This is a genomic window from Photobacterium leiognathi (genome assembly GCF_030685535.1).
Taxonomy (GTDB): Bacteria; Pseudomonadota; Gammaproteobacteria; order Enterobacterales; family Vibrionaceae; genus Photobacterium; species Photobacterium leiognathi.
Genome location: NZ_CP131599.1, coordinates 1,001,121 through 1,013,997, shown reverse-complemented (window position 1 = coordinate 1,013,997; position 12,877 = coordinate 1,001,121). Strand labels below are relative to the sequence as shown.

The following is a 12,877-nucleotide window of genomic DNA, read 5'->3' as shown; positions in this document are numbered from 1 at the left end:
AGCGTTTTAATTGTTTTGCAGTTGATTCAAAGAACATTTTTCTCAAAATGCTGTAAGGACTATGGACGTAAATCAGTAACTTTGCTTAAACGAAGCTACAAAGAGCACACAGTCGTTACACATTTCCAATGACTAAAATAGATCGTGAATACTGCTAGGATTTTATTTGTAATACAAGGCTAGGACAGAAACGGTGATAAATGGTACACACTTTAGCTGTTACTTAACCTCTTATAACATTATGAAATATAGGTGTTTATTCTATGATTTGCTCTCATTATCAGTACTTAGTTGCAAAATTAGCAATCTTATTTTTAGTACAAAGAAAATAAAAATATAAAATTTGTACGTTTATTTGATGTTTTTTTGTTCATCGCTGTAACTGAGTTAACAAATTTAAGTAAGTTTTGTGTAGATCACAGTCGTGTTTGTTTTTTGATATTCAATTACGCCAACGTTGGCATTTTGGTAGATGAGTTTACATTTACCTTGGTGCAATGAGTTAAAGCGCTGGTTCGTATTAGACAGGTGATGATTTAGCCATGCCTTATAAGATTGATTTAATACAGCATTCGATGAATTAAAGTTAAAACAGTTATTGTCCATGTAATCAATCTTTCCTTTACTTTCAAATACTGTGATGTTGTGGCTGTTTGCGTCTTTTTCCATTAGGGTTACGTTGTAGTGGTCGGCTACTATTTTTAAATTCTTTTCAGTAACAATTGGCTTTTCATGCGCGCACTTGTGTACTTCATAAGCACGCCATAGACCGTTTAAATTCGTACCGAACTGCAAATTAATGTAGTTACTGATTGCGAATAAGAACAACAAAATAGAGCATGTGAATAATAAGTAATAACGGATCATATTCTTAAGACTCTATCTAGTTCACGATGTAAGTTTTTTTGATCGCCTTTATCTATAATATGGCTCTTATTATTGATGTTATTATCTCTGAACACAGAAAACGTTATGTTGTTGTCATTTTCAAAGTAAAAGACTTTTACCTGTTCATTTAATAGCGTTAATTTCTTGATTAAATATGCTGGAAAAACATTATTGGTATTGTTGATGATTGTAATTTTATTGCCTTTATTTTCCATATAATAAGTAGAAAGATGGTTATCTAAGTATTCTCTTTCGGGTGATTTAATCAGCAGTAATATAGAAGCAATAAAGAATGCAAGAGAGGATAGAACGAGAAAACGCTTTAATAGCAAAGCATCACCGTTGTCAGTTTTAGCTGCTTTAAAGTAGATAACACCCCATATTGAAAATAATAATGTAGTGCTATTTTTGACGTTATTTATTAACGCTTTAAGATTGTTAATAGAGTGATGGATGATATCTTCAGCGTGAGCATCATGAGGAAAACAGGTATCTTTGACACGACTAATGCTCGTGAAGCTATTCGTATTGTTTAGAAGATAGCAAAGTACAATGACATCGTTAAAATCCAGCGTAATATCTTGCTGGTCAATGTTGATTAAATTAAGGGCGGGATAAAATGTCGCTCGACCGATTTGATACTTTACCATTTTAAAAACTAATGATCTGCTAAATATTGAATACCTTTAGTTTTATTAAAAATGTGAGTTAAATCAAATTATCAAGGGCTATTTTGCGAGAACTTTACAAAACATCCCTTGTTGATTTATTTGGTTAATCATTCATCTTTAATGAATGTTTTTTGTGAATTATTATGATTTATCTTTTACTAAAAAGTATTTAGCACAAAGTCGAGCCAGTAAAAATCCAGTGATTAATCCACCTGTATTTGCTGCTAAATCAAGCCACTCACCGTAACGATTCACATAAGGTTGAATTAATTCAATGGCACCACTCCAAGCAATACATCCAATAAATAACCAATAACAATGTTTAGGCATTCTCAAACCAATGGCAAAAATGAGTGCGCTATAGGCGATAAAATGATGTGTTTTATCGGTACCGGGAACTTCAGGTAGGCTAGGCTGAGGTAATAAAGACAATACCGTAATCAGTAATAAAATAAGTACGGTGATCACTTTCCAATGTTTATCAATAAAAGCGAGTAGTGACGACATAGTCTGCGGTATATAAGTTAATCATGATGAGATCATACGTAATATTTTACTTCGATCCAACTGGTTACTGTTATACCGAATAAGTAGCAGGATATTTCCTGCTACTTCGTATTTACTCGTTATCATCTAAATTTGATTTATTGGTAAGAAAGGTCGTATTTAATTGTGAAAAATGCTGCATGAAATGTTCAGCTAGCGTGTTGATGTCTTTCAAGTGTTGTACCAGTTCTTGCTCCGACTCATCACTGGTGTGCTGGTTTAAAATTAACTGGCATAACTCTCCAGTAATAGCATTTGATATTTGTTCTACCAGTTTGAGTGTTGCCTGTTTTGATAATTGAAAACCTTCATCTATATATTGGTTTACGAGTACACGGCTAAATACTTGATCAAGAGTTTGTGAAATGTTTTCTTGTTGAGAAAAAGCATTGATCAAGGTCGATAGTTGTTGAATAGCAAGTGCAGCCATCACCATTTCACATTCTTTGTTAAGTGCTGCTGTGAGTAAATCTTCAGTTTCCTTGGTTGTTATATGAGTGATAGTGCCACGTCGATTCGCAGCTTTAATCGCAAAGTCATTACGTGATTGTCTTAAAATCTCAAGGCTTTGCTGACAAACATAATCAAAGCCATGAAACGTATAATCTTGGTTATAGTGGCATTGTTTATTGATCGTATTTTGTGATTCGCAATGAAAAGATTGCAGGAGTAAGTAAAGTGTATACGTGACTTTATTCTGAAATATACACGCGTTTTTACGATCACTATGGCTGTTTGAAGGGGCTGTAAAAGCCATAGTGGTTAGGATTTGCTGCACAGCACTTTGAACATGCAGTTCAAGGCTGGCAGTTTCACATAGCCTCGTGCTCATAAGCGTACTCCTTTAACGCTACTACTCTTTAAGCATGATACAAATCTCACTATTGTGCACCTTATTATCCGATTAAATGTGAGCAATATTCTTGTATCTTTTGATTTTTTACTTAAAAAAGCGATCTTAATACTTTTATATATCCCTAGTAACTTGAGGTGACTTGGGTATAGATATATACGAATATTGCTCTGCTGTTTGATAAATAAACAATTAAAAGCAGAATTAATCTCATTAAAATGCTTCATTTGAAAGTGAGTTATCTACACTTTAAGAGATTTAGCTCTCAAGTTTTGAATGCTCAAACTTAAATTTTACTTACTGTTGAAGGTTGTAAAATGAAACTAAGTGCAAGAAATCAATTAAAAGGCGTGGTAACGAACATTGATGTTGGTGCAGTGAATGTTGAGGTTACTGTTGAAGTCTCACCGAATGTTGAACTTACTTCGATTTTAACAAAAAAATCATGTGAGTATTTAGGCTTAGCGGTGGGTAAAGAAGCGGTATTAGTGATTAAGGCATCGAATGTGATGGTCGCAACTGAGTAGTGAATATGCTCAGGCTTAAGCTATTTAATATTGCGAAAATGTATTGATATATAAAGTTGCTGGTTCAACAGCAACTTTATTTTTGTCGAAGATGCGTTTATTCAATGCGTGTGATGGTGAGTTTTGCCGCTAATGATTTAATTTAGTCACTAATGAAATTAGTTGGCTATTTAATTCTTCATTTATTAGGGTTTGCTTTTCTAAATCGAAGTTCTCATAAAAACTTGGAATAGAAAGAGAACCGACTACATTAGCATCAAAAAATGGTGCTGATGTAACTGCTGTATCTAGTACATTTTTAGCGCCACCAGGGCCAGGTGAAGTTGCAAGCATGAGCACTGGTTTTTGTTGATAGAATTTTTGATTAATACGTGAGGCCCAATCAAAAATATTTTTATAAGCCGCAGTATATGTCCCGTTATGCTCAGCAAATGAAATTAAAATTGCGTCAGCTTTACCAATTTTATCGAAGAATAACTGAGCTTGTTCAGGGATCCCTGATGCATTTTCACGATCAATACTGTAAATCGCCATTTCAAAATCGTTTAGGTCAAGAATTTCCACTTCATCAGCGTTTACTTGTGATGCCGCATATGTCACTAGCGCACGGTTGATTGATTGTTGGCTGTTTGTTGCAGCAAAAGCGAGTAGTTTCATAATAAGCCCCGTTTGTTATTAAGTCGTTTTAGCAAACTGATGTTGTTAACCAATGACTAGAGTGTATATTAGAGTTTGTATGTAATTAATAGCCTTAAAGTGATTAGATAATTTCCATATGACTAATAATCAACTGTTCGATGGTATTGCTTTGTTTGTTCAAGTCGTTAAAAGCAGCGGCTTTGGTGCAGCGGCACAGGCAATGGGGCATTCAAACTCTTATGTAAGCAAAGAGATCGTTAAATTAGAAAATCGCTTAGGAGTAAGGTTACTTAACCGCACAACTCGAAGTATTTCGTTAACGCCTGAAGGTAAGAGTTATTATCAGGAATGTTTACAGTTGATCAGCGATGCTGAACAAGCGGTTGCTCATATCACACAAAGTACAGTAGAGCCAAAAGGGACATTGAAAATTAGTTGTCCGGTGTGGTTTGGTAAGCATTATTTAAAGGATGTATTTTCAGCTTATCTTACGCGCTACCCAGATGTGGTGATTGATCTTGATATGAGCGATAAAGCCATTGATGTCATTGGCGATGGTTATGATTTGGTGATACGAGCATCAGCAAAACTCGATGAATCAAGTCTCATCTGTAAACGTATTTACAGCAGCCGAATTTGTACGGTAGCGTCGCCAGAATACATTGCAAAGCATGGTCGCCCGATGCACCCAACAGAGCTTTCTTCTCATCACTGTTTTTGTTACAGCAACCTAAAAAAATCGAATATTTGGGATTACATGGATAAAGCAGGCAATCAAACTTCTGTTGACGTTCATCAGCGTATTCGTAGCAATAATACAGAGATGTCACTGGCGTTAGTGTGTAATGGTGACGGTATCATTCGTTTGCCTGAGTTTTATATTGAGCAGCAAATAAAGACAGGGGAATTAATCTTATTGTTTGAAGATTATGTTTTCCCAATGGTGGATGTGTATGCGCTTTATCCGACCCGTAAGCATCTTGCATCTAAAGTACGCTGCTTCTTGGATTTGATAGATGAGATGGTTGTTAAGCCTTAATTTTCTGGGACTAAACAGTGTTGCTATAGATAGAATATCTTGTTACATGTTTTTGCTTTTTTCTGTGATATTAAATGGTATTTTTAAGCGGTAAATTGGTAAGGGGACAGTCCTTTACCTGCATCATTACTATCAAGGATATAGATAAATGAGTAATGTTATTCGTCTACGTGCATTAGAGCGTACAGATCTACGTTTTATTCATCAATTAAACAATAACCGCACTATCATGGCATACTGGTTTGAAGAGCCGTATGAGTCGTTTGCTGAGCTTGAAGAGCTGTACCGCAAACACATTCATGATAGTACTGAGCGTCGTTTTATTGCTGAAAATGCAGACGAAGAAGCGATTGGCTTAGTGGAGTTGGTTGAAATCAACAATATTCACCGAACCGCTGAGTTTCAAATTATCATTGCCCCAGATTACCAAGGTAATGGCTACGCGCGTTCATTGATTAATCGTGCACTAAATTATGCATTTACCATTTTGAACTTGCATAAAGTGTATCTGCACGTTGCGATTGAAAACGAAAAAGCCATCCACTTATATGAAGAGTGTGGTTTTGTTGAAGAAGGGCGTTTGATCCAAGAGATCTTTATTAACGGTAAATACTGCGATATTAAACGTATGTATATTCTGCAAGATACTTACTTTAAAAGTCGTTAATTAACCTCTTTAATAAGATAAATAAAAACCCAGCAATACTAAGTACTTGCTGGGTTTTTGTTATTCTACGTTCTGCTCAGCTGGTATTTAGCGATGCAGACTTGCTAATTCCATGTCGTTACCGAAATTACCTAATTCGGGATCTGTTACCGCTTTGAAGTTGTGCTTGTTATTTACTTCAATACGACCTGCCGCTTGCAATGAGAAATAACGGCAATTATCAGCAGTAAAGGTAAGATCATACCAACAGTGCTTACGTGTTTTGTAAGCGATATGCTCAACTTGCTTAGGCTTGATGGTCAATACCACTGGCTTTTTGCCATAAACGTTATCAGTGATGGTAATCACTTGCGGCTCCTTGGTGCTATTTTCGATTCGAATAGAAAGATGGGCTTCGTTATTACCAACTCGTGATGCTTTATGTGTGATGTTAATTAGCGGCATAGCTTTATGCTCACTAGTAAAGCCTTTCACACGGCGTACAAATCCATTAGGGCCAAAGGTCATTAAATCAAAGTCTTGATGCTCATCGAACTGCCATTTATCAGTGACAGTTGGGCTATGTAGGTTCGTTCCTTTAGCTGCAACCGTGTATTGGCGTGGCATCGTCATATCGTAAGGACTGCCTTCAGGTGCAACAAACTCATCTCGTTGCGGCAGGTTATGAGCAAGGTAATTGTAAGTTTGATAAACCGTGCCTTGTTTACCAAGGTTTGCGTATTCAAAGTGTACGCTGTCTTTGCCAAATGAAATATCTACTTTAGGTGAATAAGGTAGCTGGCAAGACGGACGAGAGCCATGCTGTTCAACGATAGGCAGGCCAACTAAGCTCATCTGTGGCTTAACTCTTTTACCTGATTCATCATATCCTTGCTGGTTTTTATGCTGGTTTTGTTCTTCGGTTGCGGCTTCATAGCGACGTTGAGCTTCCTCAAATGACATATTGTTAGGAATATCACTATTTGGTCGGCTTTTTTCAAAATCAAAACAGCTTGTTAAATCGCCACACACACTACGTCGCCATTCTGAAATATTAGGCTCTTCAACGCTAGTTACTTTTTCCAAAAATTGTAGAATAGAAGTATGGTCAAAGACTTGGGAGTTAATATTACCGCCGACACTCCAAGGAGAAACAACATAGCAAGGTACGCGAGGACCTAAACCATGGGAGGCGTTATTGATGAAATTAGAAATATCGTAGTTAGTGCCATTAAACTTCGAATAATCGACATCATGGTAGTATTCATCATCAGTTTTAACGTTTGACTTACCGTAAGTATGCTTATTTTTTGCTTTATGAGGTACTGATGGTGGTGGCATATGATCAAATAGACCATCATTTTCATCGAAGTTGATAATGAAAACAGTTTTTGCCCATACATCAGGATTAGAGGTGAGGATATCTAAAATAGCTGCAGTGTATGCTGCACCAAGACTTGGTGTTGAAGGGCTTGTATGTTCGGAGTACAAATCTTCTGAAATGACCCAAGTAACTTGCGGTAGTCCTTCATTATAAAGCTCTTCAAATAACTCAATAGAAGGTTTATCGCCGTAATCTGGACCAATGCCTTTGACAAAAATCGGGTCATCTTGGTTAGTTTCGTTTGCCTTAATAAAATTTTTAAAGCCAACCAGTGGATTATCCGTAAAGTTATGATTCCTGTTTTGAAGTACTCGCCATGAAATGCCAGCTTTTTCTAAGCGTTCAGGGTAGGTTGTCCATTCATAACCATTTTCGTATTCACCCCAAGAATCATGACTATTAGTGATAACTGGACCATTTCTTTTCTGTTTGGCATCATTACTACCTGTCCAGTGCATCACACGGTTTGGGTTTGTCCCTGTTTGTGTTGAACAATAGTATGCATCACAGAGAGTAAAAGCATTAGCAAGTGCAAACTGAAAAGGCATTTCTTTTTCTGTGAAATATCCCATTGTACGGTCAGTTTTATTTGGTAGCCATTGGTTCATTTTGCCATGGTTATTAGCATATTGTGCATCACTGTAGAGATGCGGTGTACCACGAAAATGCTCATAACTGACATCTTTTCCTGTATTGAAATACCAAGGAAGTAGGGTCTTTTTGAAGTTTCCTTTATCTTCATTTGGCTCAGGATTATGCTGATTCCAAACAAAATCACCATTGGACTGTTTTAATGGGAAACGATCGGCAAAACCGCGCACACCGGGCATGGTGCCAAAGTAGTGATCAAATGAACGGTTTTCCTGCATTAAAATAACAACATGCTCAACATCTTTGATACTGCCATGTTTGCGGTTTGCTGGAATTGAAAGTGCCTTTTCAATACTCGCAAATACGTTAGGTGAAGTAGATACTGCGGCAGCGCCTGCACTTACAACAGCAGACTTTTTAATAAATGAGCGACGACTATCGTTTACCATAACTAATCCTTATTCAAATGAGGTTATTGATTAACCTGTTAGTAATTTGAATAAGGAATATTTCATGTTTATTAAGCGGTTATGGCTAAGATTCTAATTAACATTACGCTGACATTTTTCATTTAACCGTCATACAGGCTTCACTAACTTATCATGGTTAAATCATTGTGCTGCGTCGCTTGTGTGTTAGTACAACTCTCCCATAACGGATATTTAGTCATTGCTTTAGAGAAAGTAGGATCTTGATAAAGATCGCTTAACCATTGTTTTAGATTCGGATAATCAGCCTCTCGAAACCATTTACGTTCAACATGAGAAAACTGGCGGATAAAAGGCAAGATGGCGTAATCAGCAAGACTTAGCTGATCTGCCATTAAGTATTTATTTTGTGATAAGCGGTTTTCAAGGTCGAACAAGAAGGATTCACACAGTTTGCGGTAAACCGGAGCTTCTGGATTATGGTAACGGGTATCTGCTTTGTAATGCTCAAGGGCTGTGATGTATTTGTAATCATTACGTGCAATGAGGCTTAGCATTTCAGGAAAGTAGTGGGGCTTTTGACTTAGCAATAAATCGTGTGGGTCATTGTTATTTAATGCCCAAATCATGACTTCTAAACTTTCATCAATATAGTCACCATTTTCAAATACTAACAAAGGAACGGTTCCTTTGTTGGAAATGTCAAGCATGTCGGTAGGTTTTTGCCTTAAATCAATATCACGTTGTTCAAAATTGATCTCCGCAAGTAACAATCCTAATCTAGCTCTAATAGCATAAGGGCATTGCCTTAATGTATATAAAATTGGTGATGACATATCTAAACCCCGCTACACGTTCCCTCTGACTATGAGATTAGTCTATAACAGTGAATGATGCGATTTTATAACCAAGTCACTGTATTTATTGGTTCACATAACCTAACTGATTAGAGTATAAAGATCTGTGCTTACGACAATGTTACAGCTAATGTAATGGGTTTATCGTTGTTTCAGTTGGGTTCTGTGATAGGAGTTTTACGAATGGGAAAGCCGTTAGATCATTATTTAAAGCAACAAAAAAGTGCATTCTTATCAAACCCAATGCCAGCTCTTCAGTCGAGACTTGCTGACTTGGAGAAAATCTTAGAGCTTGTTCAATCACATCAATCTGAGATTTGTGCAGCAATTGGGAAAGATTTTGGTCAACGCTCTGCAACAGAAACGGCATTGCTTGAAGTTTTCACCAGCATTGAAGGGATTAAATATACTCGTAAGCATTTATCACGCTGGATGAAGGTACAAAAGCGCCATACTTCTATGTGGTTTAAGCCAGCTAAAAACCGTTTATTACCACAATCGATTGGTGTTGTTGGGATCATTGTGCCGTGGAACTACCCTTTATTTCTTGCAATAGCACCGCTTGTTGCTGCTATTGCTGCGGGAAACCGTGTCATGGTGAAAATGTCTGAAAATTCGCAGCATTTGTGTCAGCTATTACAAGGTTTGTTTGCTCAATCATTTAATGAAGATCAAATTTGCTTTATTGCTGAAGAAGGCGAAACAGGCAAAGCATTTTCTCAACTGGCGTTGGATCACCTTGTATTTACTCGCTCAAGTACCACTGGTAAGGCTGTGATGGCAAATGCAGCTAAAAACCTTGTGCCTGTTACTTTAGAGCTTGGTGGTAAGTCGCCAGCGATTGTGGCTGACGATTATGATCTTGTGAAAGCCATGAAACGCATTTTAGGTGGAAAGGCGTATAACAGCGGACAAACCTGTGTTGCACCTGATTATTTATATGTGCCGGAGCATTGCTTAAATGAGGTGATTCAGCATGCGAAAAAGGTCATGTCGAAGCGCTTTACTGATATTCAGCATCCAGATTACACATCCATTATCGATGACACGGCGTTTGCTCGCTTAGTTGACACATTAGAAGATGCGAAAGCGAAAGGGGCGGAGATCCATAATCTGATCCCAAATGCTGAGCCCGATGATAAGAATCGTAAGTTCCCATTACATCTAGTGACTAATGTGAATGAAACCATGTTAGTGATGCAGCGTGAGATTTTTGGCCCTATTTTGCCAATTAAAACGTATCAATCGATTGATGAGGTGGTTGCTGAAATAAACGCAGGAGAAAGACCATTAGCCTTGTATTTATTCACCAATGATAAAGCCTTACAACAAACAGTAATTGATCAGACTCGCTCAGGCGGCGTAACAATTAATGATGTGATGGTACATGTAGCGCAAGATGATCTACCGTTTGGTGGGATAGGCAACAGTGGTATTGGACACTATCACGGCCGAGAAGGCTTTGAACGTCTATCAAAAATGCGCCCTGTGATGTATCAAGGCTCAGTATCATCACTGAAGCTACTGTATTCACCTTATTCATCTATCGGTAAGCGAATGATTAATTACATCACTAATCGTAAGCTAGGTAAGTATCAATAATTTAATACTGGAATGATATCTGAACCATAAAAGAAGCCCCTAAAGTGAGACTCTAGGGGCTTTCTTTTATACGTTATCAGTAACGGAGAAGGTATTACTTCTTCACGTACTCTGCGATGATAACCATTTGCACACCATCAGCACGGCCTTGGATGTGAAGTGGGTTATCAGTCAGGCTGATGTTACGTACAGGCGTACCACGCTTAATTACCATGCTAGAACCTTTAACTGGAAGGTCTTTGATGATAGTTACGTTGTCACCAGCTTGTAGCTTAGCACCGTTAGCGTCAAGAGTTGGAATAGCAGCTTGTGCTTCTTCAACAAGACCTTTTTCAGCCCACTCTTTAACATCATCTTCTAGGTACATCATGTCAACTAGGTCCATTGCCCAGTCAGTTTTTGAAGATAGACGCTTAAGTTGACGGTAAGCCATTACTTGTACAGCTGGAACCTGACTCCACATAGAGTCGTTTAGGCAACGCCAATGGTTTTCATCTGTTGTCTCTGGATCTTCAAGCTGACCACGGCAAGTATCACAAAGATATACACTACAGCCCGCGCTCTTGTCTTCAGAAGCAGGAACTGCGTATACAGCTAGGTTGTTTTCAGAAGAACATAGTTCACATTTTGATTCGCTACGATCTTTTAAAGCTTGTTCGATAGTCATGGGAAATTGTCCATAGAGTTATTGTGGGCACATTATGCACATCAAATAAACAGAAGGGAAGAAAACAAGCGCGAGATCACGAAATTTATAGTACATCAGACTGTTTAATATCCAATCGTAGTGAAATGTCATGGAAAATTATCCAGAAAGTAACGAAAAAACAGTTAAATTTTAACTTTATTAACTGAACAAATGATTGTTTTAATTCTTGTTATTTTTATGCTCTAGCAAAAAAGTGCTGGTGACTTGTTGTAACGAATAGACATTCTTATTTAAGACTTACGTGTTAGCTCACTGTTTGAAATATTTTTGATAATTGGTGGTTAATAATTTGTTACCTTTTAAGTATTAATCCAAGGATGATATTTAAGAAGGCTTGTATGAATAAAATAAAAACATTAGGGCTAGCAATTTCCGCAAGTGTTGCTTTTCCACAATCAGTAATAGCAACTGAGAACGATATTAATGCTTACATTATTGGTGGTAATGAAGTTCAAACAAGCCCGAATGAATTATCGACAGTGTTTGTTCAAGCGGGGAATTGGGGATGTACCGGAAGTTTAATAGCCGAACGTTGGGTATTAACTGCTGCACACTGTATTAAAATTGGTGATAAAAACAATTCATTGCAAACAGTGCCTAAGCAATTAATAAAAGTTTATGCTGGGGTTACAGATTTGCAAGATATTCAACTAATCAACGAATATAAAGCTGTTGATGTGATAGTGCATCCTGATTACTTACCTGAGGGAACAGTTCTAGTCGAAGGTACGAGTGAAACTCAAATAAATACGCCTTATGTCAATGATATTGCACTTATCGCTGTTTCACGAAATATTGATAATGCCACGATAGCAACATTACCAACGAATGAGCAGGCATTAGCGATCGAAAAAGAAATTACCGAAAATGGAGAATTATTAATTGCCCAAGGTTGGGGTAAAACCTCAAATGCCGCAATCTCAGGTCCAAATACATTAATGTCTGCTGAACTCAGTTATTTACCTACCGCTGAGTGCTTTGATAAAACAAAAGCTGACAGTAATTTTGGCTGGCTATCTAGTGGTGTTGACCCATTAAAAATGTGTACCTATGAACCTGATTTTTTAGGAGTTTGTAGCGGTGATAGTGGTGGTCCTTTGTATTATCAAAACGTAGCCACAGGTGAGCAAATACAGCTTGGAATTACCAGTTTTGGTGGTGAGACATGTGCCGCAGGAGATCCAGATATCTATACCCGACTGGGTGGTTACGATGATTGGATCAACACCGTTATTGCTGAAAAAACATCTACACTTCCAGCGCCAGTTCCTTATGAAGATGAATCAACAGGCAAAGACAATACCGACAATGGCGCAGAAGGTGGTAGTGGCGGCGGTGGCTCCATTGGTTCAGGTTTAATGATGTCACTATTAGCAATGGGCTGGTTACGTAGAAAACGCGGTTAATCCATTGTTTCATTAACCTTGAAGTTATTAAGTGTCAAACGGGTTGCTGTGGGCTTGATTTAATATTTTTTATGTCTGTTTTGCAGCATTG

At 37.6% G+C, this 12,877-nt stretch carries 13 protein-coding genes; 5 read left to right on the top strand and 8 right to left on the bottom strand.

What is annotated here, in order from left to right; genetic code table 11:
• Nucleotides 1-396: 396 nt before the first annotated feature.
• The 4 genes from Q7674_RS04730 to Q7674_RS04715 all read right to left on the bottom strand — a co-directional run bounded on the left by Q7674_RS04730 (nt 397) and on the right by Q7674_RS04715 (nt 2,937).
• Nucleotides 397-867, bottom strand: coding sequence for a hypothetical protein (locus Q7674_RS04730; protein ID WP_045062242.1), 471 nt, complete (start codon nt 865-867; stop codon nt 397-399).
• Nucleotides 864-1,538 (bottom strand): hypothetical protein, encoded by a 675-nt coding sequence (locus Q7674_RS04725; protein ID WP_045062244.1) that lies wholly within the window; start codon nt 1,536-1,538, stop codon nt 864-866. Before Q7674_RS04725 ends, Q7674_RS04730 begins: the two co-directional genes overlap by 4 nt.
• Before the next feature lie 162 nt (nt 1,539-1,700).
• On the bottom strand, nt 1,701-2,066 hold the full coding sequence (locus Q7674_RS04720; RefSeq protein ID WP_045062246.1) for a VanZ family protein: 366 nt from the start codon (nt 2,064-2,066) through the stop codon (nt 1,701-1,703).
• 112 nt (nt 2,067-2,178) lie between these two features.
• Nucleotides 2,179-2,937, bottom strand: coding sequence for a protein kinase family protein (locus tag Q7674_RS04715; protein ID WP_045062248.1), 759 nt, complete (start codon nt 2,935-2,937; stop codon nt 2,179-2,181).
• Between the two features lie 338 nt (nt 2,938-3,275).
• On the opposite strand from Q7674_RS04715, the gene Q7674_RS04710 reads away from it, so the two are divergent.
• Nucleotides 3,276-3,485, top strand: coding sequence for a TOBE domain-containing protein (locus Q7674_RS04710; protein ID WP_008989426.1), 210 nt, complete (start codon nt 3,276-3,278; stop codon nt 3,483-3,485).
• Between the two features lie 129 nt (nt 3,486-3,614).
• Here Q7674_RS04710 and Q7674_RS04705 read toward each other — a convergent pair whose 3' ends face one another.
• Entirely contained in the window at nt 3,615-4,142 is a 528-nt protein-coding gene (locus Q7674_RS04705; protein WP_305421882.1) for an NADPH-dependent FMN reductase, read from the bottom strand.
• Between the two features lie 118 nt (nt 4,143-4,260).
• On the opposite strand from Q7674_RS04705, the gene Q7674_RS04700 reads away from it, so the two are divergent.
• Complete coding sequence (locus Q7674_RS04700; protein WP_305421880.1) at nt 4,261-5,163, top strand: LysR family transcriptional regulator; 903 nt, start codon at nt 4,261-4,263, stop codon at nt 5,161-5,163.
• A gap of 148 nt (nt 5,164-5,311) precedes the next feature.
• The gene (gene speG, locus Q7674_RS04695; protein ID WP_008989423.1) at nt 5,312-5,830 is read left to right on the top strand and encodes a spermidine N1-acetyltransferase; all 519 of its coding nucleotides are present in this window, start codon (nt 5,312-5,314) and stop codon (nt 5,828-5,830) included.
• 87 nt (nt 5,831-5,917) lie between these two features.
• Here the strand turns inward: speG and Q7674_RS04690 are convergent, their stop codons facing one another.
• The gene (locus tag Q7674_RS04690; protein ID WP_305421878.1) at nt 5,918-8,233 is read right to left on the bottom strand and encodes a phosphocholine-specific phospholipase C; all 2,316 of its coding nucleotides are present in this window, start codon (nt 8,231-8,233) and stop codon (nt 5,918-5,920) included.
• 143 nt (nt 8,234-8,376) lie between these two features.
• Nucleotides 8,377-9,048 carry a glutathione S-transferase gene (locus Q7674_RS04685; RefSeq protein WP_107229546.1) on the bottom strand — a complete coding sequence of 224 codons (672 nt, stop codon included), beginning with the start codon at nt 9,046-9,048 and terminating at the stop codon, nt 8,377-8,379.
• A gap of 204 nt (nt 9,049-9,252) precedes the next feature.
• Here Q7674_RS04685 and Q7674_RS04680 point away from each other — a divergent pair, with 204 nt between their 5' ends.
• Nucleotides 9,253-10,671: a coniferyl aldehyde dehydrogenase gene (locus Q7674_RS04680; protein ID WP_305421876.1), complete on the top strand. Its 1,419-nt coding sequence runs from the start codon at nt 9,253-9,255 to the stop codon at nt 10,669-10,671.
• Nucleotides 10,672-10,765: 94 nt separating this feature from the next.
• Here Q7674_RS04680 and Q7674_RS04675 read toward each other — a convergent pair whose 3' ends face one another.
• Nucleotides 10,766-11,338, bottom strand: a complete 573-nt coding sequence (locus tag Q7674_RS04675) for a PhnA domain-containing protein (RefSeq protein WP_008989419.1) — start codon at nt 11,336-11,338, stop codon at nt 10,766-10,768.
• Between the two features lie 380 nt (nt 11,339-11,718).
• Here Q7674_RS04675 and Q7674_RS04670 point away from each other — a divergent pair, with 380 nt between their 5' ends.
• Entirely contained in the window at nt 11,719-12,786 is a 1,068-nt protein-coding gene (locus Q7674_RS04670) for a S1 family peptidase (protein ID WP_045062256.1), read from the top strand.
• The last annotated feature ends 91 nt before the right edge of the window (nt 12,787-12,877 follow it).

Excerpts from the sequence above, each read along its gene's own strand:
- Q7674_RS04670 (WP_045062256.1), top strand. The coding sequence starts at position 11,719 with ATGAATAAAATAAAAACATTAGGGCTAGCAATTTCCGCAAGTGTTGCT.
- speG (WP_008989423.1), top strand. The coding sequence starts at position 5,312 with ATGAGTAATGTTATTCGTCTACGTGCATTAGAGCGTACAGATCTACGT.
- Q7674_RS04725 (WP_045062244.1), bottom strand. The coding sequence starts at position 1,538 with ATGGTAAAGTATCAAATCGGTCGAGCGACATTTTATCCCGCCCTTAAT.
- Q7674_RS04715 (WP_045062248.1), bottom strand. The coding sequence starts at position 2,937 with ATGAGCACGAGGCTATGTGAAACTGCCAGCCTTGAACTGCATGTTCAA.
- Q7674_RS04705 (WP_305421882.1), bottom strand. The coding sequence starts at position 4,142 with ATGAAACTACTCGCTTTTGCTGCAACAAACAGCCAACAATCAATCAAC.
- Q7674_RS04700 (WP_305421880.1), top strand. The coding sequence starts at position 4,261 with ATGACTAATAATCAACTGTTCGATGGTATTGCTTTGTTTGTTCAAGTC.
- Q7674_RS04690 (WP_305421878.1), bottom strand. The coding sequence starts at position 8,233 with ATGGTAAACGATAGTCGTCGCTCATTTATTAAAAAGTCTGCTGTTGTA.
- Q7674_RS04710 (WP_008989426.1), top strand. The coding sequence starts at position 3,276 with ATGAAACTAAGTGCAAGAAATCAATTAAAAGGCGTGGTAACGAACATT.
- Q7674_RS04680 (WP_305421876.1), top strand. The coding sequence starts at position 9,253 with ATGGGAAAGCCGTTAGATCATTATTTAAAGCAACAAAAAAGTGCATTC.
- Q7674_RS04720 (WP_045062246.1), bottom strand. The coding sequence starts at position 2,066 with ATGTCGTCACTACTCGCTTTTATTGATAAACATTGGAAAGTGATCACC.
- Q7674_RS04685 (WP_107229546.1), bottom strand. The coding sequence starts at position 9,048 with ATGTCATCACCAATTTTATATACATTAAGGCAATGCCCTTATGCTATT.
- Q7674_RS04675 (WP_008989419.1), bottom strand. The coding sequence starts at position 11,338 with ATGACTATCGAACAAGCTTTAAAAGATCGTAGCGAATCAAAATGTGAA.
- Q7674_RS04730 (WP_045062242.1), bottom strand. The coding sequence starts at position 867 with ATGATCCGTTATTACTTATTATTCACATGCTCTATTTTGTTGTTCTTA.